We start from the raw sequence: 26,744 nt of genomic DNA on the forward strand, positions 1-26,744 counted from the left end.
GCCAGGATCTCTAAGCCAGTATCTGTAGGCGAGCGTACTTAACCACGAACTTTTTGGTCAGTGAGCTGCGAAAGAGCACGCTGACCTTTTGGTTTTCGCCATGTCCTTCAACCGCAAATACGGAACCGTCACCAAAGGTCGGATGGCGCACGCGCATCCCTTTAGCCAACTGCTGGGTTGGTGTAGCTTCCGCCTCTTCATCCGTGTCACTAAATCCTTCATAGTCGGGAAATGGATCTGACTTGGGAATCTTTGATCCGCTGTAAGGGGATTTAGGGCTACGTCGGGTGGCCGGTCGTGAGGTTGTGAACTCCTGTTCCCCATATTTTTCGCGAAAGCGATTGAGGAAATCCTGGTTGGAAACACTACTGGTGGTTTCAATAAATTCGCGTGGAATTTCTGACAAAAAGCGACTGGGCGGATGACTTTGCTCCTGACCCCAGACCCTTCGAGTGCGGGCGTGGGTCAGAAAGAGCTTTTCCCGTGCGCGGGTGATCCCCACATAGGCTAAGCGGCGCTCCTCTTCCATGGCTTCTTCATTTTCATTTTCAAAGGCCCGTCCACTGGGAAAGAGTCCCTCTTCCATGCCAACAATAAAGACCACTGGGTATTCCAGCCCCTTGGAAACGTGAAGAGTCATCAAGGTGACTGAGTTCTCCTCATCTTCCATTTGGTCCACGTCTGAGACCAGGGCCATTTCCTCTAAGAAATTCTGTAAAGAGGCCTCGTCACCGCGTTCCTGTTCAAACTGGCGAATGGCATTGTCCAACTCTTCTAAGTTTTCCAGACGCGACTGAGCCTCGGGTGTGTTTTCATCTTTAAGCGCAATGGCGTATCCTGTGCTATCAAGGACTAAGTGATAGAGTTGGGCCACGGTCATGTCGCCCATTTCAACCCGCATTTTATCCATGAGAAAGCGAAAATTCTGCAGCTTTTTGCAGGCTCCAGCGTGGACGATTCGTTGCTCGGCGGCCCACTCCAAAGCATCGTAAAAGGAGATATTGCGATCCAGGGCGACGGTTTCCACCTTTTCAATGGTGGTCTTACCAATCCCCCGGGCAGGGACATTGATGATCCTTTTGATAGAAACATCGTCGGCCGGGTTCAATAACACCTTCATGTAGCTAATCAGGTCTTTGATTTCTTTGCGCGCATAGAACTTCATGCCGCCGACAAGTTTGTAAGGCACACTATGGCTGCGCAAGAGATCTTCCAACACCCGCGATTGGGCATTGGTGCGGTAAAAGACAGCGAAATCACGATAGGACTTATCGGGCCTTGCCGCCATGATTCCCTGAATGCGTTCGACCACGTAGCGGGCTTCTTCGTACTCGTTGCGTTCTTCGCGGACAGTGATCTTTTCGCCCTGATCGTTGTCGGTGAACAGGGTTTTATTCTTGCGGAGATCGTTGTTTTGGATCATGGCACTGGCTGCAGAGACAATTGTCTTGGATGAGCGGTAGTTCTGCTCAAGCTTAACGACTTTGGTTTCCGGGAAGTCTTTCTCAAAGCTCAAAATGTTAGTGATGTCGGCACCCCGCCAACTGTAGATACTTTGATCTTCGTCACCCACAACGCACAAGTTGCGATGCCCTTCAGCCAACATCTTCACAATTAAATATTGGATGTGGTTGGTGTCCTGATACTCGTCGACCAGAATGTACTGAAACCGGTCCCGGTAACGAGCCAAGACCTCAGGGTAATCGCGAAAGAGAATGTAGGTCTTAAGCAGAAGATCACCAAAATCCAGACTGTTGGCCTTTTCCATTTCCACTTCGTAGCGGGTGTAAACCTCAAGGCTCTTGTCGTCCATAAAGAAGCCCTTGCGCCGACCCACCTGATCAGGCAATAGGCCCAATTGCTTGGCTTGATTGATGCGCGCTTGGAATCCTTTAGCCGGATGAACCTTGTCGTTGATGTTGAGTGCATTCAAAACTTTTTTGATCATGCTCAGCTGATCGGCATCGTCGTAAATGCCAAAAAAGGGCTGATAGCCCAGGTGATGAATATCCTCGCGCAAAATACGTGCGCAGATCGAGTGAAAGGTGCTGATCCACATTTGTTCGTAGACGGGAATTCCCACATCACTCAAGAGCTGAATGGTTCGCCCTTCCATCTCCCGGGCCGCCTTGTTGGTAAAGGTGACGGCTAAAATCTGATTAGGGGTGGCCTCCCCCAGGGCGATAAGCTGAGCAATTCGGTAGGTGAGGACCCGGGTTTTCCCCGACCCAGCGCCCGCCAAAATCAATAGGGGGCCTTCGATGGCCTTGACGGCCTCGGCCTGGGAGGGATTGAGGTACCCTGAAAATATTTCATGCTCCATTTAAATGTCCTCAAATAGGGGGTTTTTCACCCGCTGGGCATTCCCCCCTTGCGTTTTAGGGGGTCTGCGTTTATATTGATGCGCCGCATAATATAGTCCCGAGGTTGCGACTTTGCCCTGGATGAGTGAGGGCATAATGGAGGAGATTGGCACGAATGTCGAGAGTCAATGCAAAGAGATATGGCTGGTTCCTCCTGGCCCTATTCCTTGGGATCACGCTTGCTGCCTGTGAAAAGGACCACCAATCAGGTCCCATCACTTATCTCCTGCCATGGCCGGGCCAGGACGGAGAGTACCGTATGCAAGAGGTGGAGCTTCACACCATCCGCTATGCGGACAGGCTGGAAGGCGCTGCCGCTAAAATCTACCTCAAATCAGGAATCAAAGACGGAGACTTCCAGGGTGAAGTGGCTCGCCCACGGCTGATCAAAAAAAGTAAAAGGCGCTACGTGGCGGCCGATTACGAGAGTGCCATGGCCATTGCCGTCTACGCTCACTACGAACGCTTTATGATGTGGGACAAGGAGTTGGGAATCGACTCCGACCTGAGTTGGCCGCGCAAAGTGGGCATCGAGATGAATATGAGAACTAAGACGGGTGATCGTGAGCACAACAATGCTCGTTATGTGGCCAAGTGGGATGTGACTTTGGTGGCTCCCACTTCCGTTGATGGTTTACCCATGGCCCTTAATGGTGGAGTCCTTGCCCACGAGCATTTTCACGCCCACTTTCACGCTCGGGCAATTCGCTATCTCCAGGAAAACTGGTCAGCTGGCAGTGACCTTTCAGGTAACGAAATCCGCGATACCAATGTGTATTTGATCCGCTCATGGAACGAGGGCTTGGCCGACTTCTGGGGCTATCTCTATACGCGTGACCCTCGCTTCATGGTGAAGACCTTTGTGCGTGAGTATCACGTGCGCCAACTGGACGAGGGTCAAAGTGGTCTTCCGGATGCCACTGAATTCAAGGGCCGAATTGATGGAAAGGTCAAAGGCGACTGTGTTAAGCCCACTTGCCAGATCTACCGTGTGGGTACAAGGGTGGCGCGCATTCTCAAGCAAGTTCTCGAATCCGGTGTCGCTTCCCAAGAGACACAAGGCGAAGATATGGAAGCCTCTCTTGCCCGCCAGTTGATGGGTTCCCTTCCTCTATTGGCACAAAGGATTTCTCAGCATAAGGGTGATCAGGTGATCGACCCTAACTGGGTTTTTGAGTCCCTGTTTCCGGCAGAAAATCCAATGCCCGCATGGGCCTGCAAGCCTCTTGAAAACAATCTACAAAAGGCTTCCTGGGCTCGATTCTCCTCTCGATGTGGAGAGAGGGAGGAGAGTCCATGAAGCAATTAAAGTGGCTCGCTCTATTGTTGACCTTGTTAACTGCATCTCTTGCGCAAGCGGAGTTTAGTGTTGCTGTGGGTTTTCACAACATCTATGAGTTGGAGCCCAACGGTGTACAGTACTCGCGCATCACTGTTCCGGGTGTTGAAGCCAGTTACCTGCTATTACCTGAACTCAAACTGTCCGGTGAGTTTCGTCAAATGAGTGAGTCTGACGGCAACTCGACTTTTCAGGTGCGCCAAGAGCGATACGAATTCATGGGCTGGGCCCAGTACATGGGTCGACGCCGTCCGACCTGGCAATCGAGCATTGGCCTTGGTGCTGGCTGGATCTATCAGAAGGTAAAGACCCGACTCTATTCGGAGTCGCGCAACGATGTCGCGGCCGATTACTTTAAGCTCGGAGCACGAGTGGGCTATTTGTTTTGGTTCACTGATCAAATATTCCTGGAGGGCACCGGCCAGTTTCACTGGTGGAACTCCAACCCTGGCCGCAGCTGGCTCCTCGGCGTACTCGTGGGCTTCCGGTTTTAGGTGTCTAACTAAGGCACTTAACTAAAAAAGGTTGCGAGTTTTCTTAAAAACCAAAGGCACCAAGTAAAACCATTGATAATATCCAGCGATGAGGATGATTCCCTCCACGAGCCGGCTCTCAACCACGTGAGATGACATCGGTCCGAAGGAGGAACTAAATGCGCTCGCGATTAAACCTACGATAAATGAACTTGGGAACGTCAGTACACCAAATAACCCCAGACCCAAAAGTCCCGATTCAGGTTGAGTTCTAGCGGCAACTTCGGACCAGATAATGAGAGAAAAACTCACACCAAAATAACCAACGATCAGTATCGACTTCAAAGACATAGTAACGTTCTTCCCTAAATCTATATGCCCACATCTTGTTTACTTACAATTAATCGGTGTAGACGGGCTCCCCAAAACCCGACTCCCTAGTTGCAGAAATCCTCCAAGATCGGCCCAAATTTCTTGGAGGTATGGAAATCTGCTAAAGCCCCGCAAATCGAGGCGCCCTCAAGACTGCTCCAGTCAGCCATGTCCGATCGAATTTCACTCTTGGCAACTGAAACCGTCCCTAAAGCAGCAAGATAACAATCGGGACTTTGGGTAGCCAGTTGCAGTTGCGTCTCACGAAACATTTCAACACAGTGTGAGCACCTAGATACATACTTCCTAAGTTCAAGCAGGCTCGCCGTAGAGGACGGATTACAGCTTGCAGCTCTCAAAGAGGCCATCAGGTAATTGATCTTTTCCAGTTGTTGGGCGGGATCAGAGTCTAAAACATTTTCCGGGTGCTTCACAAGGCACTCGACAGTCATGAATCTGCCTCCGCAGGTAGTTGGGTCAAATGACCACAGAATTGAAAGGTAAACCACGGCGAACACAATCAGGGTCGTCACAATTCCTACAACTGTCTTTTTTCTAACGGACATAAGACAAAACTCTAAGTCATCAATTAGGTTCCAGGTCCTATTCGTGGTCACGCTGCATATCAATCCGACTACCGATAGCCAGTGCCTTACCTGAGACGATAGTTATGCCTGAATGGGTGGCATGATGTGGTTTTAACCATTCGATGTCTATTTTGGATGCAAATAGAAAGGGAACTTCAAGTTAGGAGCGGTGTGACCACGAATAGGACCTGGAACCTGATTGATATGCGGTGTGACCACGAATAGGACCTGGAACCAAAAAAAAGGATCGGGTTTTACGCCGATCCTAGAACCATACTCATCGTCTCAGTCTAAATTATTGAACAATCCGCTGGATGATCGCTGAGGAAATTGCTGACTGTTTCATCAGCTCCTCGCGAAAGCTCATGGCGCTCTTCTGATTAGTGAACAGGCCAATACTCACTCGAAACCAGGTTCTACCTTTAACGTCAGCGGGTACATAAAAGGCATTCCATCCTTTTTGCTTCAACTCAGAGGCATGGGCTTTAGCCTCTTCTTCGGTGGCATAAGAAGCCACCTGAACGGTGTATTTGCCAACTGAAGAGGTGGCAACAGAGGGTAGAACACTCGTTGGAGTTCTTACTTTTGCAGGATCAGCAACTGGAGCCTTGCCATCAGCGACCCTCTGGGCTTCTTTGGTCACGGGCGAAGGTGAATGTGCCGCAGTTGTCTCATGAGACTTGGCTTCATGGGATGCCGCCTCGTGAGAGCCACCCTTGGTGTCGACCTGATGAGGTGACTCTTTCTCATGTTCAGCCGCCTTCAATTTCTCTTTATATGCCGCCACTTCGTCTTTCTTAGCCTTGTCATGGGCAACGAATTCCTCACTGGGCTTACCCTTAGAGTACTTTTTATAGCCGGCGTGTTCTTTGCTGGGCTGGCTTTCAACCTTGGCCTCAGGATGATCATCTTTAGTACTGGCCACATCACGAGGCTTCTTCTCGGCAATGGCGGCCTTTTCCTTTTTGACGAACTCTTCAGTCAAACTGGTGAGTTCCTCGTCGGTCACCTTTTCTTCGTGATCGACCTTTTGGTCTTCACCATGACCCGCCTGACGGAAGCTCTTGTAGTCTTCTTCGAGAGCCGCCCGTTTGTAATCACTGTCACTAACTTGTTTGCCGACAAAGGTTCCGACTGAAAATGAAAGCAACGAGATGAAAAAAATCAGAACCAGCTTAACGATTGTGTCGGCTTTTGATCCGCCCACTTGATTCAGCATGATAGAATCCCCTCCAAAGAGTATCTCTTGACTCTTTAATGGTAGCGGCTTAGACGGAGGGGGTCAATCTGTCAAAGTCTTGACGAGCCTGCCAAAGCGGGAATTGAAGGAGAGTTGCAATGACGGACTCAGGGCTGGATTTGGACAGCGCGCTGGCGCAAGCATTGTCGGCTGCGCAAATTGGTCGGGAAATATTGTTGGATTATTTCGGACACTTAACTCAGGTTGAGGAGAAGGAGCAAGCCGGCCTGGTTTCCGAGGCTGATCTTAAGAGCGAGGAAGCCATCATCAAATGTCTTCTTGAGAAATTTCCTCAGCACCAAATTATGGGCGAAGAACAAAGTTTTAAATCTTCCCACCAAGGCCCAGTCCTGGAAAATAATAAGACACCCATCTGGATCATCGACCCGTTGGATGGCACGACTAACTATGTTCACGGATTCCATGTTTTTTGTATTTCGATTGGTCTTCAGGTCAATGGCGAGTTGGTCGTCGGCGTGATTGACGTGCCCAAGCTGGAACAGACCTTCTATGCGGTTAAAGGGAAGGGAGCTTTTGTAAAAGAACAAGAGGGTCAGAGGAAGTTGTCGGTGAGTAGGCGCACCCAGCTCAAAGACTCTCTTCTGGCCACCGGTTTTATTGGTATGTCCAATCAGGCTTTTGAAGAGCAGCTAAAAGCGTTTTCCGCTCTCCTAAAAATGACTCGCGGAGTGCGGCGCCCGGGAGCCGCGGCCTATGATCTCTGTCAGGTGGCCGATGGTGTCTACGATGGCTTTTGGGAGAGAAACCTCAACCCATGGGACACGGCTGCTGGAGCTCTGTTGGTCAAAGAGGCGGGTGGCCTGGTCACCAACTATTGGGGTGAGAGTTTTGCGGTGGAAATGGACTCCATCCTGGCTGTGAATCCCCATATCCAGCAACCCATGATCCAGGTCCTGGGCGACTGCCACCAGCGTCAGTAGTGCCTGCAGTCCTGTCAAGTTTTCGTCCCTAACAGAAGTCCTAGGCAATATTTTACCCGCGCCATTGGACTGGGAAAAAACGCTCTACCGCAAACAATCGTGGGTTGAGTTTTCCCACCCTCATACAAAGTCGAGTTGGCATCTGAGTTGCTCTACCAGTCGGTTGAGGGACTAGATTCATGTGGGATTCCTCCGTCCGGTTATGGCTAAGGACTGGCGAACCCGACGGATGTCAAGGAGGACAAAAGTGGCAGAGACCAACCCGGCACCTCAACAGGAGGCCCAGGCTGCACCGGCACCATCGGGGCAGAAGCCGACACTCTTTATTATTCTCGCTGTGGTGAACATGCTCATCGTGGCTGGCGTCGGAACAATGATATACCTGGGAAAGAAAAAGGAAGCCGCCCAGCCTGGAATTGACGATGTGATCCAGGGCGAGAGCGAAACCCAAAAGAAGGAACAGCTTGAAGAGGACTTTATCGGCAAGCTGATTCCGCTGGAAACATTTCTTGTCAATGTTGCCGGCAGCAGGGGCCGTAAGCTCTTAAAAATCAATATGGAGCTGGAAGTTGACGTGGATGAGGTTCAGGCGGAAATCGAAAATCTGAAGCCAAAAATTCGCGACATCATAATTATTACCTTGTCCAGTAAGACGTACGCGCAGATTAGTACGCGTGACGGCAAGGAAGCCATGCGTGACGAGATCCGCGATCAGGTCAACCTGTTCCTGACACGCGGAAAGATTAAGAGAGTTTATTTTACTGAGTTTATTTTTAACTAAACCGGGGTCAGGATGAGCCAGGTCTTATCACAAAGTGAAGTGGATGCGCTACTCGCCGCGGTTTCCGAAGGCGAGTTAGGTGAAAGTGGTGATCAAGCGGCCCAAATGGGCGGTCCAGATGACAAAGTCGTTGTCGTCTATGATCTAACAAGTCAGGACCGGATCATCCGCGGTCGACTGCCGCAGCTGGATGTCATTTACGAAAAGTTCATGCGCGCATTCCGCGTGTCTCTGTCATCTGCTCTACGCAAAATTGCCTCGCTTAACCACGCCAGTACGGATTTTTTAAAGTTTGGTGAGTTCATCAATACCCTGCCCATGCCAACCTGCATGTCGGTCCTTCGTTTTAACAATCTCAGGGGATCAGCCCTATTTGTGATTGAAAGTAAACTGGCCTACGCTCTGGTGGACAACTTTTTTGGAGGAGCTGACCGTCCTTATACCAAAATTGAGGGTAAGGACTTCACCCCCATTGAACTGTCCATTGTGCGTAAAGTTGTGGATTTGGCGATTGAGGATTTGGAAAGTGCCTGGTCTTCTGTGGAAAAGATCGACTGTTCCTTTGTGCGAACAGAAATCAATCCTCAGTTTGTGGGTATTGTGCCTCCCACAGATATCGTTATTGCCTCGACATTCGACGTTGAGCTGGAGAACGCCAACGGCACTATTACTTTGGTGATTCCTTATTCGACCATTGAGCCCATCAAGCAAAAGCTTTCCACGGGTTTTCAGGTCGAGTCTGACCAAACTGATAAAAAGATGTGGACTAATACCATTACCGATCAGCTGATGGGCACCCGAGTTGAGCTCAAAGTCAACCTAGGTCAGTCCTCTATTACATTAGAGGAGCTCATGGAACTTAAAGTCGGTGATGTCATCCCGCTCGACCAGGATGCGACTGGTGAGCTGGATGTTCAGGTGGAACAAGTTAAGAAGTTTAAGGGCTATTACGGAATTCATCATGGCACAGTTGCTGTGCAGGTGACCAGACACACAAAGAAGTGAGGAAGATATGGCTGATGACAGTTCAAATGCCGTTAAGGATCTCGAAGCTGAAATGGCCGAGATGGCAGCTGAGGCTGAGGGGGTTGAGGAGGCAGCGGAAGACGCAATGCCCGATCATTCAGACAGTAACCTCGGTTTGATCCTGGACATCCCACTGAGGGTTACAGTTGAACTCGGTCGCACCAAAATGGTGGTGAGCGAGTTGCTCAACCTTGGGCAGGGTTCGGTGATTGAGTTGAGCAAGCTGGCCGGTGAACCCATGGAGGTCCTGGTTAACGATAAGCTTGTTGCACGGGGAGAGGCCGTGGTCGTCAACGAAAAGTTTGGTGTACGTTTGACAGACATTATCTCTCCCACCGAGCGTGTTGAGCAGTTAGGTAATTGATCGTCCAAATGCTGAATTTGTGGAGGCGGTGTGATTCGTTGGACATGGATGTTCTCAATCATATGTGGGTTTGTTGTCGGCAATGCTTATGCTGGCGAAGAGGCGGAGCTGCAGGATGTTCGTTATTTGGCAACCGGCAGTGGTTTTCAGTTGGAACTGGAATTTGACCGCCCTTACAAGGCTGATGGCGTGACCGTTGAACTGATAAATCACACAGTACAAGTCAACCTCCCCAAGGCTTATTATGAACAGGGCAAGGAGTTGCAAAGGGTCAAAGACAAGAAAATCAAAAGTATTTTCACTTACCAGGTAAACGCCGGTCTTCTTCGATCTCGGATCATCTATTATCCCGCTCATCCAGCTAAGGACCTGGAGGGTCGGGTAAAAATAGAGCCCAAGGGTAACTCGGTCTTTGTTTCGGTGGTTGATTCCAGTGTGGCGGCAGCCGCCCCTGCACCTGTCACGGCAAGAGAGTTTCCTGTTATTCCTCCCAACGATCTGAATGGGGAGTTGGAAAAGGCATTGGAGATGGCCGTACCCGAGGACGTCGAAGCCAGTTCAGTGCAGACATCTAGCGCCACAGATATTCTCAGCAAAGACATGGATTTCCCGGCAAAGTTGCCTGAGAAGAAGGTCACGGCCAAGCAGGCAGACGAAGTAATCCCTGCGAAACAAGAGGCGACCGCGAAATCTGAGATTTCTGAAATGCCTACTGAGGGAGTTGCCGAAAAGGACATCCCTGTTTTGACTGAAGCTAAGGTCAGCAAATCGGAAAAGGAAGAAAGTTCCACCTATTGGCGCATGGCCATGAGTCTTGTTGTCGTCCTGGTTTTTGCCGGCGCACTGGTGATCGGAGCAAAATACTGGACACGCAATCGTGTAGGCGCACAGGATCAGACTAAAATCCGGGTTCTCACTCAGCATCACATGGGGCCGAAGAAAAGCTTGGCCATTATTCAGGTGGCAGGAGAGAGCATTCTCATCGGTGTCACCGATCACAACATTAATTTGATAAAAACACTAGCCCTTTTGGATGAAGAAATACCCACGGATACCCCGAACTCCTTTGCCAAGGAGATGACAAGAGCTGGAATCGGGGAAGACCAAATCGTGGACAAGGTAACCACTCAAATTGTAGCTTCCAACAAGCAGCTGCCCCCAAGCGAGGACGATGAGTTTTCGTTTGGTCGAATTCAGAGTCAGATTGCCGACCGCCTAAAGGAAATGAGGTCTTTGTGAAAAAGGGGCGCATATTTTCCTTTCTGCTTATTGCGCTTGGGGTCTTTGGCTTTTCCTACGTCGCATCTGCTCAAGTCACTCTACCGTCGGTGAATCTGGGTTTCAAGACCACCAACGATCCCAATGAAATGGTAAATGCCATCAAGATTTTGGTGATCTTAACCGTTCTGACATTGGCCCCGGCGATTTTGATTATGATGACGAGCTTCACTCGAATCGTCATTGTCCTGTCCTTTGTTCGACAGGCACTTGGTACTCAACAGATGCCGCCCAATCAATTGATGATAGGATTAGCCCTATTTCTCACTTTGTTTGTTATGTCGCCATTTCTGACAAAAATTAACGAAAACGCCATCCAACCCTACTTAAAGGGAAGTATTAACCAGGAGCAGGCCTTTGACGCCGGGGTGGCACCTTTGCGCAAGTTCATGTTCAACCAGACCCGCGACAGTGATTTAGCCTTGTTTGTCAAGATGGCCAAGATTGAGAGACCCAAAACTCGTGCGGACGTTCCTACCCAGGTTTTGATTCCAGCCTTTATCGTTTCAGAGCTAAAAACGGCCTTTCAAATAGGGTTCATCATTTATCTGCCTTTTTTGGTAATCGATATGGTGGCGGCAAGTGTCCTTATGGCCATGGGTATGATGATGCTCCCACCGGTAATTATTTCTCTGCCATTTAAAATTATGCTGTTTGTGATGGTCGATGGATGGACTTTATTGGTTGGCGGACTCGTAGAAAGTTTTGGGTGATAGGAAATGACGGAAGAGCTGATCTTAAAACTCGGACAAGAGACAATTAAAACGACGGCAATGATAGCAGGACCGATGCTGGGTGGCGCTCTGGTGATTGGTTTAATTATCAGTGTGCTACAGGCGATCACCCAGATCAACGAAGCCACTCTGACTTTTATTCCCAAGATGGCCATTGTCGCTTTGGTGGTGGTGCTAGCCGCCCCGTGGATGCTGGATGTAATGAGTCAATTTACCACTGAGCTGTTGCAGAACATTGCTCATTATGTGAGGGAGTAGATCTTGCCCAGTCTGTATCAGTTTAATGAAACTGAAATTCTTGCTTTCTTCCTCGTTCTTTTGAGGATCTCGGCCTTTCTCGTTACATGGCCGGTATTCGGCGTAGACTCGGTGCCGGGTCCGGTTAAGATTTTATTGGGGTTGATCATTGCGGTTGTGCTTTTCCCGACAGTGGGTTGGCACGCGATTCAAGATACCGTCGGCTCAGAACAGATTTTTTGGTATGCTATTCGTGAGGTATTTATTGGATTGGCGATTGGCTTTCTCTCGCGCTCGTTCTTTTACATATTGAGTGTAGCAGGTCAGGTCATCAGCGTCAGCATGGGCCTTTCCAGTATTCAGTTGTTCAATCCGGCCGTAGGCGACAGGTCGAGTGCCTTCGACCAGTTCTTGGTGGGCGTGGGTACTTTATTTTTTCTGGCCATTAATGGTCATCATATTTTCCTTGGTGGATTAAGAGACAGTTTTCACTTGGTCCCGCTTTCCGGTGAGCTGATATCAACGACTTATTTCGGCCACATGGGAGCCATCATTCATGAAATTACCGCAATAGGCGTAAAAATCTCCGGACCAATTCTAATCGCCATTTTATTCATGAACATCGCCATGGCGGTGATTGGCCGCGCGGTTCCCCAGATTAATGTATTGATCACCAGTTTACCGGTGAACATCTTAGTTGGTTTTATGGTGATGTTTGTTTCTCTGCCACTGATTATCTGGCAAATGCACGATTTGGTCGATCTGACGGCAGAGCGGGTGTTTCAAATGATGAGGAATTTTTAACTAATTAGCGGTTCTAGGAAGGAACATGGCCGATAGCGATCAGGACGAAAAAACGGAAGAAGCGACTCAGCAGCGTCGCGAGGATTTCCGCAAAAGAGGGCAGGTGGCACAGACCAAAGAGCTTGGTTCTGTTTTTGTCCTTCTTATGTCCGTCCTGGCCATTTGGATGCTGGGCCGGTTCTTTTTAGAGCAAATCCACGCCGTGTTTACCAGTTCGTTTGGCACCTACCTGGTGGCGGCCACTCGCGATGGCGACTGGATTGCAGCTATTAAGTTTGCGGGTATGAAGGGCTTTATCATTGTCGCACCCATTTTTGGCATGATGTGGCTTTTGTCCTTTGCCTCATCCACCTTGCAGGTTGGCTTTTTGGTAAACGAAGAAGCCATGAAGTTCGACGTCGAAAGACTAAATCCGGTTGAGGGATTTAAGCGGGTCTTTAGTTTACGATCCTTGGCTGAAGGCATTAAGGCCGTGTTTAAGGTACTCATCGTCGGGTCAATTGCGGCTTTGATTTTGCGGTCGGAGATTGTGGTGGTTCCGCAAATGGTGAACTACACAGTCAATCAAATGTTTGTCTACGTGGGTGACGTGTTCTTTAAACTATTTGGCGGAGTCGGCTTCTTTATGGCCGTCCTTGCGGGTTTCGACTACTTATTTCAGCGCTGGGAGCTGGAAAAGAAAATGCGCATGAGCAAACAGGAAGTGAAGGAAGAACTAAAATCACGCGAAGGTGATCCTCTTATTCGCGCGCGAATTCGTCGTGTGCAAAGAGAGATGGCCAACAAGAGGATGATGGAGTCCGTGCCCAAGGCTGACGTCATCATTACCAATCCGACACATATTGCTGTGGCCCTCAAATATGACGACACCACCGTGGCACCCAAGCTAGTGGCAAAGGGCGCTGGCATCATTGCTGACAAAATTAAGGAGATCGCAAGGGAAAAGAATATTCCCATTATTGAGAACAAACCCCTTGCGCGGACGATTTACAAGACACTCAAGCTGGGACAGGTAATTCCGCGGGAACTTTATACAGCAGTAGCTGAGGTGCTCTCTTACGTTTACAAGCTGAAGAAAAAGGTGTTGAACTAAATGGATCAGATATTTCAGTTTATCAAACGCTTTGAGCGATTGACAAAGAACATCGACCTACTGGTGGCCGCAGGGTTGGTCGGTATATTGACCGTCATGATGATTCCATTGCCAGCTTGGTTTATGGACATCTCCCTAACTCTATCTCTCACCTTGGCCCTGTTAGTGTTATTGGTCGCCATTTACACGGATCGCTCCCTAGATTTTAGCGTCTTCCCGAGTCTTTTGTTGATGACAACCTTGTTCCGCCTTTCGCTGAACGTGGCCTCAACCCGCTTGATTCTCACTGAAGGTCACAATGGTCCGACGGCTGTAGGTCAGGTTATTTCGGCCTTCGGAAACTTTGTCGTTGGTAACAACTACGTCATTGGTCTCATTGTTTTCGTCATTCTTGTGATCATTAACTTTGTGGTCATCACCAAGGGTTCTGGCCGTATTGCTGAAGTTGCCGCCCGATTCACCTTGGACGCCATGCCCGGTAAGCAGATGTCCATCGACGCCGACCTAAATGCAGGACTGATCTCAGAGAATGAGGCTAGAACCCGACGAAAGGAGATCGAGAGAGAGGCGGATTTTTACGGAGCCATGGATGGTGCCAGTAAGTTTGTTCGCGGTGATGCGATCGCGGGCATTATTATTACCTTGATCAATATTGTGGGTGGTCTTTTGGTTGGTATCTTTCAAAAAGATCTAAGCCTGGCTACGGCTGCTGAATACTACACCATGTTGACTATTGGAGACGGTCTGGTCAGTCAAATCCCGGCGCTGATTATTTCTACTGCCGCTGGTACGGTCGTTACCCGTAGCTCGACTGAGAACAACATTGGCGTAGAAATAGCCAACCAGTTGTTCCTCAAGCCTCGTGCCGTTGCAATTGTAGGCTCGATTCTCGGCTTTTTGGGACTCATTCCTGGCCTTCCTGGCACTCCGTTCTTCCTCCTCGGTGGCATCATGGGCGTGGTCGCCTGGGTGATTCACAAATACGGGGAGGAGAAAGAGGAGATCCAGCGCCGGGTTGATGAAGAGCAGGCCCTAAAACCCCAGAAGGAAAATGTCGAAAGTCTGCTGCCACTTGATCTGGTTGAATTGGAAGTGGGATACGGCCTGATCAACATTGTTGAGTCTGGAGAGTCGGGCGATCTCCTTGAGCGGATTGTGAGCATTCGCAAGCAGTTTGCTTTGGATATGGGAATTGTCATCCCCAGCGTTCACATTCGGGATAATCTCCAGCTGGAGCCAGGCGAATACCGTGTTCTTGTCAAAGGAAATCGAGTTGGAGGTGGCAGTCTGCGCTCGGACTGTTATCTGGCCATGGATCCCGGTGGTGTTATTGATCCTATCAATGGGATACCCACCCATGAGCCGGCGTTTGGCCTGGAAGCACTCTGGGTCTCCAAGGCACAGAAAGAACAGGCCGAAATCAGCGGCTACACCGTGGTGGACCTTCCCACTGTCATGGCCACTCACTTAACTGAGATTCTGCGAACTCATGCCCATGAATTGTTCGGACGGCAAGAGGCCGATAGTTTAATTGAAAACTGTAAAAAAACCTATCCCAAGGTCGTTGATGACCTGGTTCCCAATGTTCTGCCGCTTGGTGCAGTGGTTCGCGTTCTGCAGAACCTTCTCAAAGAGCAGGTTTCTATTCGGGATCTGCGCACCATTCTGGAGACATTGGCTGACGAAGGTTCTAAATCCAAGGACCCTGAGGTGCTGACAGAAGCTGTGCGCAAATCCCTAAGTCGTGCCATTACTAATAAGTACAAAGGCGATGATGGCGCCCTGCCGGTGATGACCCTTGACTCTAATATTGAGGAGTTGGTCGCCAACTCCCTGTTGCAGACGGAGCAGGGTGTTCAGTTGGTCATGGACCCCCATGTTGCGCAAAATCTGATTACTGGAATTTCGACGACGATAGAACACCATCCGGAGATCGCTGGTCAGCCTATTTTACTTACCAGCCCGACGATCAGACGGCATCTGTACAAGCTGATCTCACGGTTTATTCCTCAGTTGATTGTTCTGTCTCACAGCGAGGTCTCGACAGATGCCCGCGTGTCGTCGGTCGGCTTAGTGGAGATTGCTCATGCAAGTTAAGAAGTTTGAAGCCCGCTCGATGAAGGAAGCCCTAGAAATGGTCAAGCTCCACCTTGGTCCGGAGGCCATTATTCTCGCCGCCCGCGATCACAACAAGGGATTTGGCTTGGTAGGGCAGACCAGTGTCGAAGTGACCGCGGCAGTATCGGAAGAGACTTTGCGCAAAAAGCTTCTCGCGGAAAAGAAAATGAACCAGGAAATTCGTGCCAAGTTTAATAATAGTCCAGCGAGAATTCAGAAGAAGTTTATCGATAAGGCCTTTTTCGTAGGAATGGAGGATGTCATGCGGAGACCCATTACCGCAATCCCCTACATTGACATTGGCGACGAGGGTGAGGAGGCAGCAGCCTCCAGAGAGGCTCAGGTTGCCGTGCCCAAACCTCCAGTCATTGACGAGGAGGTGGCCGCCCAACGGATTCGCTCGGCCGTAAAAAGCGCACTTTCAGCAGGTTTGGCAACCATGGAGGAAAAAAAGTCTACCAGGCCGGTTCGAGCCCAAGCGGCCCCCAAGGCAGAAGTTGGTGGGCGTGACACTGCTGAGCTAACGGCCCTAAGAGGCGAAATAAGTTATCTCAAGGGGATGCTGGAAAAGTTCCAACAGGTGCCGCAAAATTTTGTGACCATGCACCCAGGGGCCGAGGATGGAATTCCCTATGAATTGACCCCGGCCTATGAAAAGTTGAAGCGTGCGGGGATATCCAAGGAAAACACGGTGGAGATCCTCAAACAGTGCATGAAGCGTCTGGATTCCAGCCAGCTCAAGAAGCCACCCTTTGTCGATGCCTGGGTTGCCAAGTATTTGTTGGATGAAATCAAAATCGCCGAACACAGGACAAGGGCACGGTACCATGCCTTTGTTGGGCCATCGGGACAGGGTAAAACCACTTCTCTTGTTAAAATAGCCAGTCATCTGGTGATTTGTGAGAAAAAGAAGGTAGCGATTATGACTACCGACTATGGCAAGGTGGGTGCGGCCGAGCAATTGAGAATCTATGCCCAGATTCTCAACATTCCCTTTGCCATTGTTCGTCGCAAGCGGGATTGGGAAGTGATTCAGCAAAAGCTGGGTCACATTGATCACTTTCTAGTGGACTTCCCCGGCATGAACCTGCGCTCAATTGGCGAGTTGGACTTTTTACGTGATATTCTTCCTCCTGAGGGGACAGACCGTCGCATACACTATGTTCAGTCCGTATTGGCCAAGGACGCGGATGCCTTTGAAATCGCCGGTCGCTATATGACCCTCGGCTTTCAAGACGTGATTTTCACCTGTTTGGATGAGTCTGTTCAGCATGGGTTGATTTTTAACTTTCAGAAGAAGTTTGGTGTTCCTCTGCACTCTTTCGGGATTGGTCCCAAGGTGCCCGAGGATCTTGAGGCGGCCACCAAGGAAAGAGTCGTCGACTTGATTTTTAAACTAACTAAGATCCGCAAGCCATAAGGAGTAGGAAGACCATGAGTGCATCTGCGAATGCCATCAGTTCAAGACAGGGTGTCACCCGCACCATCAGCATCACCTCTGGCAAGGGAGGTGTGGGCAAATCCACAATGGTAGCCAATTTGGCGACCTACCTAAGTCGGGCCGGGATGAAGGTGCTGATGCTAGATGGGGATCTGGGAATGTCCAATCTGGACATTATGTTTGGGCGTCGTGCGACCAAGTCCATTCGCAACGTTCTATTTGATGGCGCTAAAATGGAGGACATCATCTGTCAGGTCGGACCTAATCTTGATTTGATTCCCGGCGGAAGCGGAATCTATGAACTGCAAAGGCTGCCTCTAGCTGCCAGGCAGGGGATCATGGACCAGGTAAGCCAATTGCCAGGGCACTACGACTTTCTCTTGATCGACACGGCTCCAGGGATCGACGACAATGTCCTGTACCTCAACGCGGCCGCCGGTGAAATTGTTGTGGTGGTCACTCCAGACCCTTCGTCCCTGACAGATGCATATTCCCTCATCAAGGTCCTGAATCAGCGATGTCGTGAGAATCGCTTTTCAATTGTCTGCAATATGGTGAGAGACGAAAGAGAGGCTATGCAGGTTTTCCAAAGGCTCAGCGAGGTCGCAGATCGATTCCTTTGTGTCAGCCTCGTCTACCGCGGCTTTGTGCCAGCAGACCCAAGTCTGCGAAAAGCAACAAAGTTGCAACAGTTGGCCCTTGATTATAACCCTCGCTCTCCGGCCAGTATTGCCATAGGCCAGATAAGTAAAAAACTGAGTGGTTTTGAGCATCTGCATGAAGTTAAAGGTGGAATACAGTTCTTTTGGCAACAGTTGGTGGGCGTGGCATGAAAAGAATAGGACTTTTTGCCCTGTTCTCATTTTGATAAACTGAAAGTCGGTAAGGTGGGAATTTGATGGCTAATAACAATAATAATTCCTTGTTACAGAAATATAAAGAGGAACCGAGCAAACTTACGCCTCAGCAGAAAGACAAGCTGATCATGGAGTATGCTCCCCTCATTAAGTTTATCGCTCAGAAGATCGCGATCCGGCTTCCTTCGAATATTGAGCTTGATGACCTCATTTCCAGTGGAGTGATTGGTCTCATGGACGCGATTGAAAAGTATGATCCAACTCGGGACAACAAGTTTAAGACCTACGCAGAATTCCGTATTAGAGGATCTATCTTGGATGAGCTTCGTGCCCAGGACTGGGTTCCCCGTTCGGTGCGCGATAAGGCTAAAATGTTGGATCGCACCTTGATCCAAATGGAAGCCGAGCTTGGTCGCTCCGCCACCGATGAAGAAGTGGCTGAGCAGCTGGGAATGTCGATGGATGAGTTCTACGATCTCGTCAATCAGGTGCGCCCGGTTTCCGTGCTCTCTATTGATGATGCAGCCACATTTAGTAATGTGGACAAAAAGTCGATTTTGAGTCTGCTTGAAGGGTGTAAACTCAATAACCCCTACACGCAGTTAAACATTAAATCGGTTAAAGAGGTGGTAACCAAGGCCATTGAGGACCTGCCCGAAAGGCAGCGTCTGGTGTTGTCGCTTTACTACTACGAGGACCTCAATCTTAAGGAGATTGGGATGATCCTTCGCGTGACCGAGAGCCGTGTTTCTCAGCTTCATGCTCAGGCGATTGCCCGTTTGCGGGCTAAGCTTGCCCAGCACTTTGAAGATCAGGAGCTAGAAGCGGGATAATATGAAGTTTGGTATCAGGACAAAAAAGCCGACTGAGAAATCAGTCGGCTTTTTTTATTTCCAGCTGTCTGCGACTATTACTGGATTTCCCAACGGTACTCAATCAAAGCCTCAAGGCCATCAAGAAGAGTCTTGATGGGCTCTGCCTTCCAGAGGTTGTCCGCATTTGGCAGCACCCACTCGTGGCAGCTGGCCCAACGATAGAACTGAAGCTCAGTGCCATCGGCCTTCACCATCTTGTAGGACTTTGAAGGCGCATCCAAACACTTGGGTTGATCTTCTTCCCAGTCCTTTAGAACCTCGGGAGTCACATCAGCGATGCGTAGCTTTAGAGACTTAAGTGCTGCAGGGCTCAGCGTGGCCAGATCATGGAACTCAACTTTATTTTCCATAACGTAGCGGATTTCGGCAACCGAAGTTCCGTCGTCCATAATAGAGATCTTGGAGTTAACAGGATTTGGCGAAAAACCAGCCCAGAACTCCTTTTGTGCGATCACTGAACTAGCAAAGGCACTGGATGAAACGAGTAACGTTAAAGCAATCATCAATTTTTTCATGTTATTTCCCCCTAGATATTTTTGCTGGGCCATCCCAGTGGACGTCAGCCCAGTTGTATGCAGTAAATTCAATTAGAAGCGGCTTGGATTTCCAAAGAGAACCTGCTTTTGACCTTCAGGTGACTCGATGGTCACGAGGATCTGAGCAGGAGGAAGATCGCGGCAAATGCGGGTGCGATGGTCAATCACAGTAAGCTTTTCCATTCCACTTTCGGTAATGCGTGAGGCCTCGTAGTGACCAGAACCGCATGAAACACTCTTCAGCTGCAGGTGATAAATGCGCTCATTCGGAAATACATAGATTTCACAGAATCCAGCCACGCCATTTTCCAACAGAGCAAAGGGGCCGATCATCTCGCCCTTGTCCAGGGTCAACTGGGTGTAGACGTCGCAATTGGGATTGGGCACTTCTCCCTTTGTGCGGAGAGTCCAAACTCCGGATTCAAGATTATGCATCATAGGTGTCAGAGCGTTGGCTCCAAGACTGGCAACAGCAAGCAAACAAAGTACTAACTTCTTCATGGTTTCCCCCCTAGAATTTTGATTCTTTTCCGGCAAAGCGCCGCAACGGGGCCAACATAGGGGAAAGCCTTGTGGTCGTAAAATTATTAGCTGTGAATGGAATTTATCAAGTTCACTGATGGGCGTCCGGGCCCAAAGGGGAACCGTTTCGGTAATATTTTCTAATTAAGGTGAAGATTCTGTAGGGTCGGCAATGCCATTTTCCAGCAAAGTCTTGCGGATTTTGGCCAGAAGCCGTGCCTCCATTTGGCGCACGGCTTCTCTTGTCACACTCCAGCCCTCCCCAATCTCCTGCAATGTCATGGGGTTATCAGCAAGGAGACGGTTCTCTAATATATAAGTCTCTTTATCAGTGAGATTGGGCCGCAATTGATCAAGGGCGGCATTAAGCAGTCCCAAGTGCTCCTTAAGATCAATCATGGCGTCCAGCTCATTGGCCGACGAGTCATCTGACTGCAAATCCATCAGCCGCGATCCTTCTTCAGGTCCCAGGGGTTGATTGAGACTGACATCTCGACCAGAAAGGCGGTTATGCATATCTGCCACCTCCTGTTCGGGAATTCCCAAGCGACCGCTCAACTGTTTGATTCCAGCTTCTTCTCCCAGGCGTTCCAACTCCTGTTTTTCCTTTTGAAGCTGGTAGAACAGCTTGCGTTGGTTCTGCGTGGTCCCGATGCGCACTAAAGAATATTGGCGCATCAGATATTCCTGGATGTACCCGCGTATCCACCAAACCGCATAAGTGATAAGTTTCACACCCTTGTAGGGATTAAACTCCTTCACCGCATGCATAAGACCCACATTTCCTTCTTGGATAAGATCAATCAAGCGGGCGCCAAACTTAGAGTATTCGGCCGCAACTTTGACCACGAAACGCAGATTTGATGTTACCAGCACTTCAGCCAGACGAGGGTCTTTGGTTTCATAGTAGCGTTTGGCCACTTCTTCTTCCTGTTCTCGGGTGAGCATGGGATAGCGGCTGACTTCGGCCATATAGCGGGCCACTGGGTCGGTCAGCGATAGGGCTTGTCCTCCGGTTGGGACCAGTGACTTTCCTGGGTCCTCTGTCTCTGGAATGTCTAGGTCGTATTCCTGGGCCAGAGCCTCCCGGTCATCAATGTAGGCGTCTTCTTCCTCAAACTCTTGTTCATCCTGATGGCGGGAGCGATCGTCGACGATCTCAGGTGTGAGCACTTGGGCTCTGGATTCCTCAGCGCGGAGCGAGATCTTTTTTCCTCTTTTTGGGGCTGCGGTTTTACGGGTTTTCTTAGTGATCTTTTTCGTGGATTTTGATTTTTTGGCCGAGGATTTATTTTTGCCAACAGACGCGGGTCTTTTGGCGGTCTTTTTGGACTTGGATTTTTTTCGGCTGGCTTTGGTTTGCGTGACTTTCTTGCCCTTCGTTTTCCCTTTGGCCGCCTTCTTCTTGGCCTTCTTTGCCATAGTCCCCGTTATCAGGTCAGAGCCCGATCCAGTTTGCGTTGCAAAGTTTTTTGAACAATGCCTTTAGCTAACGACAGGGCCAGGGGGAGTTCGACCGTGATCTGTACGTTAGACCCCGGATTTCCCTCAGAAATGGCCATTGAGGCTTTGAAATGCTTGCCCGTAGCCAGGCCACTCAGCTTGGACTCATCAAACTCACATTTGTATTGGGCATCAAGCTTGTGGAGCTCTTGATCCTCCTCCAGAATCTTGCGGACTCGGTCGAAGGCTTCCTTGGAACTCACTGTGGATTGGCAACTGACTGTAACTTTAGGCATGGGACCGAAGATAGTCCCATCCGGGCCAGCTGTCCATTCTTTCCCTGCCGCATGCAGAATTTGGTTCGAAATTGGCACCAGGTGGGAAGGCATTGGTGGACGAGGGTCATAAAAGTCCCTAAAGGCCCCCCTAAAATTAGTTCATGCGGGAGGGGCTGATCGATGGATTCTTCGACCGAGTGGACCGGGAAGAGGCTCTCGCTCTTGATCGGACCTTGTGATCGTGAGAGATTGGGTGAAGTTTTTTAAGGAGTCTCCAGTGAAATTTGTCAGCGAGCATAAGCGCACCCATCGATGTGGTGAGCTGCGAAAAGAGCATGTGGGTCAGGAAGTCATTCTCATGGGCTGGGTGGACACCCGCCGCGACCACGGAGGTCTGGTGTTCGTCGATCTGCGCGATCGGGCAGGGCTGGTCCAGGTGGTCCTAAATCCGAGTTTGAATGAGACAGCTCAGGCCAAAGATTTGCGCAATGAATATGTGGTCGCCCTCAAAGGAGTGGTGAGAGCTCGTCCTGACGGAATGGTAAATAAAAAGATTGCCACTGGAGAGGTGGAAGTAGAAGCCCAGATTTGTCAGATTTTGTCTGAAGCTGCCACGCCCCCAATTCACATTGGCGACAGCAAGGTGTCAGAGAACTTGCGACTTAAGTATCGCTATTTGGAGTTGCGTTCTTCTCAGTTGCAAAGTCATCTGATTGTGCGCCATCAGGTCGCGCACCTGGTGCGGAACTTTTTGTCGGACAATGGTTTTTTGGAAGTGGAGACCCCCATACTTTATAAGAGCACTCCCGAGGGGGCTCGGGACTACCTGGTGCCTTCACGTGTTCACTTGGGCCATTTTTATGCTCTTCCTCAGAGTCCTCAGACTCTGAAGCAACTTCTCATGGTTGGCGGCATGGATCGGTATTTTCAGATTGCCCGATGTTTCCGCGATGAGGACCTGCGGGCCGACCGCCAGCCTGAGTTTTCGCAAATTGATATCGAAATGAGTTTTGTCGATGTGGATGATTTGTTGGAACTTAACGAATCATTGGCGCGAAAACTTTGGCAGGAGATTAAGGGCAAAGATATAGGCCCGATTCCGCGGATGACCTACGTTGAAGTGATGAATCGCTTTGGCAGCGACAAGCCGGACTTGCGTAATCCTTTGGAACTCAAAGATTTGGCTGATCTTGCAAAGGGGTGCGGATTCAAGGTGTTTGAAGACGCTTTGGCTCGTGGTGGAGCGGTACGTGCCTTGGCCGTGCCAAAAGCGGGATCTTTTAGTCGCGGACAAATTGATAAGCTGACGGACATGGCCAAGCAATACGGGGCAAAAGGTCTGGTTTGGATCAAGGCAGACGAAGGCGGTGGCCTGACTTCTTCAGTTGCCAAGTTTTTGAGCGCCGATCTTCTTGAAGATATGTTTGTACGTGCGGGCGGAGAAAAAGGCGGCGCAGTATTTGTTGTGGCCGACGACTTTGAGGTTTCCTGTCATGCGCTGGCGGCATTACGTGATCATCTGGGTCACCAATTGGGTTTAGTGGATTTAACCAGCGACAGTTTTTTGTGGGTTATTGACTTTCCGTTGTTGGAATTTGATCCCAATGAAAAGCGCTGGGTGGCTCGCCATCATCCGTTCACAGCTCCGAAGGATGAATTCCTCCAGACTCTCCATCAGGAAAATGAACAAGAATATGCGGGACTTCTTGCCAAGGCTTACGACTTTGTCTGCAATGGTCACGAAATCGCTGGTGGTAGTATCAGGATCCACAATCAGCAAGTGCAAAAGGCTTTGTTTAAGGCGCTTGGCTTAAGTGAAGAGGAAGTTCATCATAAGTTTGGCTTCTTTATTGAGGCGCTGTCGTATGGCACTCCTCCTCATGGCGGTATTGCTTGGGGCATGGATCGACTGATTATGATTTTGTGCGACACCGATGCCATCCGCGATGTGATTGCCTTTCCCAAAACGGCAAAGGCCACTTGTCTTATGTCGGATGCGCCAAGTACCGTGGGTCGCGATCAGCTTATTGAGCTGGGTATTCGTCTGGGTAGTGCCGCTGAAAAGAGCATCACCGAAGGTAAGGGTTCCTGAGGAACCCTTACTTAAGTCGAGTCGTGTAGCAGAATTAGACGATCGGACCGTTTGGTAAAGCCTCCCGTGACCGATAAGAAAGGTGAGAGCATGAGGTTCTCACCAAGCCGCACATGGAGGTGTGGAATGCAAAAGATCAGTGGGATTCTTCCCAATACACCCCGAATTGCTGCTGTTGATATGAGGGACGGCCACGCTGCCCGCCCAGGGGGACCGACGTTTGGTCGGCCAGAGGGGTCATCGGGAGCGAGTCGTCGGGATACCTCGGTCACCACAGCTCAGTTGGCAGCTCAAAAGCATGCTGAAGTCATGAGTGGGCGTTCCAAGGTTCAGCAGGAAGCTGAGATCGTTCGTCGCCTCTCGGATGGCTTTTTTATGCGTCGGATGAGTCCGGAGCCCGACCAGCGCTATGATCTCGGTCTGAGTGAGCCCATGGAACCTGTTGTAAGCCCCTCGGGTCAAACTCTCTACCAGGATCCAGAATCCGGTGAAATGGTCGAAGGCGATGTTATGCCTCCGGGTAGCTATCTGAACGTCAGTGCTTAAAACTCCCGGTCGAGCAGAAACCCACAGGACTCCAGAGATGCTAAACGAAAGGCGCCAGCAAACTGGCGCTTTTCTGCGTTTCGTCCTGTCAAAATGACATAATCTATTCCATGAAAAATCAATCGACGAATAGTCTCCACCTGCCATTGTGGGGCCCCGAGTTGGATGAGGATTTCCAAACGAAGGAGAGCCTCGATGGCACTATCGGCGTGTAGGGTGGCCATTCCTCCTTTGTGGCCCGTGGACAGGGCGAGCACCAGGTCTTTGGCTTCAGGACCTCTGACTTCCCCGAGGATGATGCGGTCCGGGCGCATTCGCAGAGACTGACGAATGAGATCGCTGAGATCATAGACAGGGTATTCGCTGCGCAGATCCTGACGGGTCAATAGGCGCAGGGAGATTGAGTTTGGAATGGAGATTTCAGGAGTGTCTTCCAAGATGAGAGCCCGGCAGTGACCTGGAATTTCTCGCAGGCAGGCACTCAAAATTGAAGTTTTGCCACTACCAGTAGATCCGGCAAACACCAGAGTCTTTTGTTGTTGGACGAGCTCGCGCAGCTTGTGAGCGGTGTCTGCCTCGCACCAGCCGACGCGTTGGAGTTCATCCACGCTCCAGGGGTTACTGGGGTGTTTGCGTAGGCTCAGGCATGGGGCATCGGAGGTAAGTGGTGGGCCGATAGCATGAAGACGCAGTCCTCGCCAGAATCCGTCGACAGAGGGCTGAGCCAAGTCAATGTGAACCCCTGCCTCCTGGAAGATCCGATTAACAAAATTTTTGTAGGTGGCAGGGGAATGAAACTGGTGTTCGGCCTTTTTTAGTCTCCCGTGTTCCTCAATCCAGATTTCCCTGGGGCCATTGATCAAGATTTCGCTGATGTTTTCCCTCTGCAAAAGGAATCCAATTGGTCCATCACCACAGAACTCCTCGATCACTCGATTTAACTCTGCTTCAGCCAGGGAAGAGCTATGGGATCTTAAGATCTCTAAAATGTGCTGGCTACCGCCATGGCCTTGATCGTCCTCAATGGAACGCAGGTTAACTTGGGGAACGTGACCGATCTTTTCCTCGACGATTTCACATAGGTCAGAAATATCAGTCACCATGGCCAGGTGGTCTTTCGATGAGAGACTTATCTTCAGTTGAGGTGACGATTTCAGGGGTAACAAATATCATCATTTCCGAACGATTTTCCAGGAATTCCTTGCTCGAAAACAAATAGCCCAGAATGGGTATGCGTGAGAGTCCGGGCCATCCTGAGGAGGACTCACCTTGTTCATTGCGAATCAACCCCCCAAGGGAAATTGTCGACTTTTGTTTGAGGTTAAAATGGGTTTTGATTGAATGGGATTTGAAGGCAGGAAGACCGTCCGAGCTGAGCCCTGGGTCCGGGCTGGAGACTTCAACCGAAAGGTCCACATCGAGATAACCACGATGGTCTGCGCGGGGGAGAACCTTAAGACTAACGCCGTATTTGTGCCAGCTCACCTGCCGGGACTTGTAACGTGTTACGCGCAGGGGAATTTCCCCACCAGCCAGAAACTCCGCTGAATCCCCGCTTCTGGTGAGAAGACTGGGGCTGGCCAACACCTTGCCAACGCCACTTTGCTCCAGGGCGGACAATGTGACTTGCCAGTCGTCAGCCAAGCGAAATTGGGGAGTGAGGTGAGCAGCATAGCTACCGGGCCAGCTCAGTCCCAATTGTCGGGCCATTTGTCGACTGACTTCTGCGACTACAATCTGCACGCGAATCAGGGGACGAAGTGAAATTGTGTGTTCACTAAATTCGGCCTTAAGGCCCCAGGGATTCAGGAGAGAAGAAATCTGCCCCCTGCTTTTTTCCATTTCAATCGAATACCTAACCAGAACTTTTCCCTGGAGAGAGATGCTTGGGGTGTGAAGCCCATCTTTTGTAAGTTCTCTTTTGAGTTGAGTCATGACCTGAGAAGTAATTTCTGGAGCTATGTGAGCCTCAAAGGTATAGCACCCGTTGTTGGAGTTGGTCATCGCGGAAAGAGCGACCCAGTCACTCCATCTGAGAAGTTCTCCGCTCACCAGATGGCAGGGGTGCTGGGCATGAAAAATCAATCCTGGTCGATCTCTGAAATAGGCTAAGGCATCCTGAGCAAAAGTCTTCTGACTCCCCGTGGTTACGAGTACATCGAGTTTGGTGCCTCCAAAGCTGATTTGACTGGAGCCATAGGATTTTCCCAATAGTTGCAAAGATGCTCCCTGGTCCTTTATCTGCACGGTTTTTCCAGAAGAGTTGTGTACCGAAGCACCAATGGGGGCATTGATTGTCGTGTACTCGCCTTTGTTGAGAAGCAAAGGCTCACCGGCCATGGCGGAAGAGATGAAACAAAGAACAAGGAAAATGAGGAGGTGGTTCATGGAAACCCGGAATTGC

26 protein-coding genes are annotated in these 26,744 nt (G+C 50.0%); 17 read left to right on the forward strand and 9 right to left on the reverse strand.

The genetic code is table 11. The features are described 5' to 3' along the window. Nucleotides 1–10: 10 nt before the first annotated feature. Nucleotides 11–2,323, reverse strand: a complete 2,313-nt coding sequence (locus H6624_19370; GenBank protein MCB9086510.1) for a UvrD-helicase domain-containing protein — start codon at nucleotides 2,321–2,323, stop codon at nucleotides 11–13. Nucleotides 2,324–2,478: 155 nt separating this feature from the next. Between H6624_19370 and H6624_19375 the strand changes: the two genes are divergently transcribed. Both H6624_19375 and H6624_19380 read left to right on the forward strand, forming a co-directional pair. Beyond that, the gene (locus H6624_19375) at nucleotides 2,479–3,663 is read left to right on the forward strand and encodes a hypothetical protein (GenBank protein MCB9086511.1); all 1,185 of its coding nucleotides are present in this window, start codon (nucleotides 2,479–2,481) and stop codon (nucleotides 3,661–3,663) included. Beyond that, nucleotides 3,660–4,196, forward strand: coding sequence for a hypothetical protein (locus H6624_19380; GenBank protein ID MCB9086512.1), 537 nt, complete (start codon nucleotides 3,660–3,662; stop codon nucleotides 4,194–4,196). Before H6624_19375 ends, H6624_19380 begins: the two co-directional genes overlap by 4 nt. 416 nt (nucleotides 4,197–4,612) lie before the next feature. Here the strand turns inward: H6624_19380 and H6624_19385 are convergent, their stop codons facing one another. Continuing rightward, nucleotides 4,613–4,999 carry a hypothetical protein gene (locus H6624_19385; GenBank protein MCB9086513.1) on the reverse strand — a complete coding sequence of 129 codons (387 nt, stop codon included), beginning with the start codon at nucleotides 4,997–4,999 and terminating at the stop codon, nucleotides 4,613–4,615. A 430-nt stretch (nucleotides 5,000–5,429) separates the two neighbouring features. Beyond that, the gene (locus H6624_19390) at nucleotides 5,430–6,353 is read right to left on the reverse strand and encodes an SPOR domain-containing protein (protein MCB9086514.1); all 924 of its coding nucleotides are present in this window, start codon (nucleotides 6,351–6,353) and stop codon (nucleotides 5,430–5,432) included. 119 nt (nucleotides 6,354–6,472) lie between these two features. On the opposite strand from H6624_19390, the gene H6624_19395 reads away from it, so the two are divergent. The 13 genes from H6624_19395 (at nucleotide 6,473) to H6624_19455 (ending at nucleotide 18,881) form a co-directional block, all read left to right on the forward strand. Then, nucleotides 6,473–7,315 (forward strand): inositol monophosphatase, encoded by an 843-nt coding sequence (locus H6624_19395; GenBank protein ID MCB9086515.1) that lies wholly within the window; start codon nucleotides 6,473–6,475, stop codon nucleotides 7,313–7,315. A 229-nt stretch (nucleotides 7,316–7,544) separates the two neighbouring features. Then, nucleotides 7,545–8,096, forward strand: coding sequence for a flagellar basal body-associated FliL family protein (locus H6624_19400; protein ID MCB9086516.1), 552 nt, complete (start codon nucleotides 7,545–7,547; stop codon nucleotides 8,094–8,096). A gap of 12 nt (nucleotides 8,097–8,108) precedes the next feature. Continuing rightward, nucleotides 8,109–9,101, forward strand: a complete 993-nt coding sequence (gene fliM / locus H6624_19405) for a flagellar motor switch protein FliM (GenBank protein ID MCB9086517.1) — start codon at nucleotides 8,109–8,111, stop codon at nucleotides 9,099–9,101. 7 nt (nucleotides 9,102–9,108) lie between these two features. Next, complete coding sequence (fliN, locus tag H6624_19410; protein ID MCB9086518.1) at nucleotides 9,109–9,486, forward strand: flagellar motor switch protein FliN; 378 nt, start codon at nucleotides 9,109–9,111, stop codon at nucleotides 9,484–9,486. A 30-nt stretch (nucleotides 9,487–9,516) separates the two neighbouring features. Further along, on the forward strand, nucleotides 9,517–10,725 hold the full coding sequence (locus tag H6624_19415; GenBank protein MCB9086519.1) for a flagellar biosynthetic protein FliO: 1,209 nt from the start codon (nucleotides 9,517–9,519) through the stop codon (nucleotides 10,723–10,725). 11 nt (nucleotides 10,726–10,736) lie between these two features. After that, a complete protein-coding gene (gene fliP / locus H6624_19420; protein MCB9086520.1) occupies nucleotides 10,737–11,477 on the forward strand; it encodes a flagellar type III secretion system pore protein FliP in 741 nt (246 codons plus the stop codon). A 6-nt stretch (nucleotides 11,478–11,483) separates the two neighbouring features. Beyond that, a complete protein-coding gene (fliQ, locus tag H6624_19425) occupies nucleotides 11,484–11,756 on the forward strand; it encodes a flagellar biosynthesis protein FliQ (protein MCB9086521.1) in 273 nt (90 codons plus the stop codon). Between the two features lie 3 nt (nucleotides 11,757–11,759). Beyond that, nucleotides 11,760–12,539 (forward strand): flagellar biosynthetic protein FliR, encoded by a 780-nt coding sequence (fliR, locus tag H6624_19430; protein MCB9086522.1) that lies wholly within the window; start codon nucleotides 11,760–11,762, stop codon nucleotides 12,537–12,539. Nucleotides 12,540–12,564: 25 nt separating this feature from the next. Beyond that, on the forward strand, nucleotides 12,565–13,632 hold the full coding sequence (gene flhB / locus H6624_19435; protein MCB9086523.1) for a flagellar biosynthesis protein FlhB: 1,068 nt from the start codon (nucleotides 12,565–12,567) through the stop codon (nucleotides 13,630–13,632). Continuing rightward, entirely contained in the window at nucleotides 13,633–15,729 is a 2,097-nt protein-coding gene (flhA, locus tag H6624_19440) for a flagellar biosynthesis protein FlhA (GenBank protein ID MCB9086524.1), read from the forward strand. It abuts the gene before it with no gap. Beyond that, entirely contained in the window at nucleotides 15,719–17,170 is a 1,452-nt protein-coding gene (flhF, locus tag H6624_19445; protein ID MCB9086525.1) for a flagellar biosynthesis protein FlhF, read from the forward strand. Before flhA ends, flhF begins: the two co-directional genes overlap by 11 nt. 14 nt (nucleotides 17,171–17,184) lie before the next feature. Further along, nucleotides 17,185–18,024: a MinD/ParA family protein gene (locus tag H6624_19450; protein ID MCB9086526.1), complete on the forward strand. Its 840-nt coding sequence runs from the start codon at nucleotides 17,185–17,187 to the stop codon at nucleotides 18,022–18,024. 65 nt (nucleotides 18,025–18,089) lie between these two features. Then, nucleotides 18,090–18,881, forward strand: a complete 792-nt coding sequence (locus H6624_19455) for a FliA/WhiG family RNA polymerase sigma factor (protein ID MCB9086527.1) — start codon at nucleotides 18,090–18,092, stop codon at nucleotides 18,879–18,881. Between the two features lie 77 nt (nucleotides 18,882–18,958). Here the strand turns inward: H6624_19455 and H6624_19460 are convergent, their stop codons facing one another. From H6624_19460 to H6624_19475, 4 genes are all read right to left on the reverse strand, one after another. Then, nucleotides 18,959–19,438, reverse strand: a complete 480-nt coding sequence (locus H6624_19460) for a hypothetical protein (protein MCB9086528.1) — start codon at nucleotides 19,436–19,438, stop codon at nucleotides 18,959–18,961. A 72-nt stretch (nucleotides 19,439–19,510) separates the two neighbouring features. Continuing rightward, nucleotides 19,511–19,960 carry a hypothetical protein gene (locus H6624_19465; GenBank protein MCB9086529.1) on the reverse strand — a complete coding sequence of 150 codons (450 nt, stop codon included), beginning with the start codon at nucleotides 19,958–19,960 and terminating at the stop codon, nucleotides 19,511–19,513. A 165-nt stretch (nucleotides 19,961–20,125) separates the two neighbouring features. Further along, complete coding sequence (locus tag H6624_19470) at nucleotides 20,126–21,403, reverse strand: RNA polymerase factor sigma-32 (GenBank protein MCB9086530.1); 1,278 nt, start codon at nucleotides 21,401–21,403, stop codon at nucleotides 20,126–20,128. Between the two features lie 11 nt (nucleotides 21,404–21,414). Then, on the reverse strand, nucleotides 21,415–21,720 hold the full coding sequence (locus H6624_19475; GenBank protein ID MCB9086531.1) for a polyhydroxyalkanoic acid system family protein: 306 nt from the start codon (nucleotides 21,718–21,720) through the stop codon (nucleotides 21,415–21,417). Between the two features lie 259 nt (nucleotides 21,721–21,979). Between H6624_19475 and aspS the strand changes: the two genes are divergently transcribed. Both aspS and H6624_19485 read left to right on the forward strand, forming a co-directional pair. Continuing rightward, nucleotides 21,980–23,794 carry an aspartate--tRNA ligase gene (gene aspS, locus H6624_19480; GenBank protein ID MCB9086532.1) on the forward strand — a complete coding sequence of 605 codons (1,815 nt, stop codon included), beginning with the start codon at nucleotides 21,980–21,982 and terminating at the stop codon, nucleotides 23,792–23,794. A 126-nt stretch (nucleotides 23,795–23,920) separates the two neighbouring features. Then, nucleotides 23,921–24,340 (forward strand): hypothetical protein, encoded by a 420-nt coding sequence (locus H6624_19485; protein ID MCB9086533.1) that lies wholly within the window; start codon nucleotides 23,921–23,923, stop codon nucleotides 24,338–24,340. On the opposite strand, the gene H6624_19490 is transcribed toward H6624_19485, so the two are convergent. Both H6624_19490 and H6624_19495 read right to left on the reverse strand, forming a co-directional pair. Further along, nucleotides 24,337–25,443, reverse strand: coding sequence for a CpaF family protein (locus tag H6624_19490; protein MCB9086534.1), 1,107 nt, complete (start codon nucleotides 25,441–25,443; stop codon nucleotides 24,337–24,339). The two genes, H6624_19485 and H6624_19490, sit on opposite strands and share 4 nt — an antisense overlap. Continuing rightward, nucleotides 25,433–26,728, reverse strand: a complete 1,296-nt coding sequence (locus H6624_19495; GenBank protein MCB9086535.1) for a type II and III secretion system protein — start codon at nucleotides 26,726–26,728, stop codon at nucleotides 25,433–25,435. The genes H6624_19490 and H6624_19495 overlap by 11 nt, the downstream gene beginning before the upstream one ends. Nucleotides 26,729–26,744 lie beyond the last annotated feature (16 nt).

This window comes from Pseudobdellovibrionaceae bacterium, from assembly GCA_020635075.1.
In the GTDB taxonomy this organism is placed as follows: Bacteria; Bdellovibrionota; Bdellovibrionia; order Bdellovibrionales; family UBA1609; genus JADZEO01.

Excerpts from the sequence above, each read along its gene's own strand:
- H6624_19370 (MCB9086510.1), bottom strand. The coding sequence starts at position 2,323 with ATGGAGCATGAAATATTTTCAGGGTACCTCAATCCCTCCCAGGCCGAG.
- H6624_19375 (MCB9086511.1), top strand. The coding sequence starts at position 2,479 with ATGTCGAGAGTCAATGCAAAGAGATATGGCTGGTTCCTCCTGGCCCTA.
- H6624_19380 (MCB9086512.1), top strand. The coding sequence starts at position 3,660 with ATGAAGCAATTAAAGTGGCTCGCTCTATTGTTGACCTTGTTAACTGCA.
- H6624_19385 (MCB9086513.1), bottom strand. The coding sequence starts at position 4,999 with ATGACTGTCGAGTGCCTTGTGAAGCACCCGGAAAATGTTTTAGACTCT.
- H6624_19390 (MCB9086514.1), bottom strand. The coding sequence starts at position 6,353 with ATGCTGAATCAAGTGGGCGGATCAAAAGCCGACACAATCGTTAAGCTG.
- H6624_19395 (MCB9086515.1), top strand. The coding sequence starts at position 6,473 with ATGACGGACTCAGGGCTGGATTTGGACAGCGCGCTGGCGCAAGCATTG.
- H6624_19400 (MCB9086516.1), top strand. The coding sequence starts at position 7,545 with ATGTCAAGGAGGACAAAAGTGGCAGAGACCAACCCGGCACCTCAACAG.
- fliM (MCB9086517.1), top strand. The coding sequence starts at position 8,109 with ATGAGCCAGGTCTTATCACAAAGTGAAGTGGATGCGCTACTCGCCGCG.
- fliN (MCB9086518.1), top strand. The coding sequence starts at position 9,109 with ATGGCTGATGACAGTTCAAATGCCGTTAAGGATCTCGAAGCTGAAATG.
- fliQ (MCB9086521.1), top strand. The coding sequence starts at position 11,484 with ATGACGGAAGAGCTGATCTTAAAACTCGGACAAGAGACAATTAAAACG.
- flhB (MCB9086523.1), top strand. The coding sequence starts at position 12,565 with ATGGCCGATAGCGATCAGGACGAAAAAACGGAAGAAGCGACTCAGCAG.
- flhA (MCB9086524.1), top strand. The coding sequence starts at position 13,633 with ATGGATCAGATATTTCAGTTTATCAAACGCTTTGAGCGATTGACAAAG.
- flhF (MCB9086525.1), top strand. The coding sequence starts at position 15,719 with ATGCAAGTTAAGAAGTTTGAAGCCCGCTCGATGAAGGAAGCCCTAGAA.
- H6624_19450 (MCB9086526.1), top strand. The coding sequence starts at position 17,185 with ATGAGTGCATCTGCGAATGCCATCAGTTCAAGACAGGGTGTCACCCGC.
- H6624_19455 (MCB9086527.1), top strand. The coding sequence starts at position 18,090 with ATGGCTAATAACAATAATAATTCCTTGTTACAGAAATATAAAGAGGAA.
- H6624_19460 (MCB9086528.1), bottom strand. The coding sequence starts at position 19,438 with ATGAAAAAATTGATGATTGCTTTAACGTTACTCGTTTCATCCAGTGCC.
- H6624_19465 (MCB9086529.1), bottom strand. The coding sequence starts at position 19,960 with ATGAAGAAGTTAGTACTTTGTTTGCTTGCTGTTGCCAGTCTTGGAGCC.
- H6624_19470 (MCB9086530.1), bottom strand. The coding sequence starts at position 21,403 with ATGGCAAAGAAGGCCAAGAAGAAGGCGGCCAAAGGGAAAACGAAGGGC.
- H6624_19475 (MCB9086531.1), bottom strand. The coding sequence starts at position 21,720 with ATGCCTAAAGTTACAGTCAGTTGCCAATCCACAGTGAGTTCCAAGGAA.
- H6624_19485 (MCB9086533.1), top strand. The coding sequence starts at position 23,921 with ATGCAAAAGATCAGTGGGATTCTTCCCAATACACCCCGAATTGCTGCT.
- H6624_19490 (MCB9086534.1), bottom strand. The coding sequence starts at position 25,443 with ATGGTGACTGATATTTCTGACCTATGTGAAATCGTCGAGGAAAAGATC.
- H6624_19495 (MCB9086535.1), bottom strand. The coding sequence starts at position 26,728 with ATGAACCACCTCCTCATTTTCCTTGTTCTTTGTTTCATCTCTTCCGCC.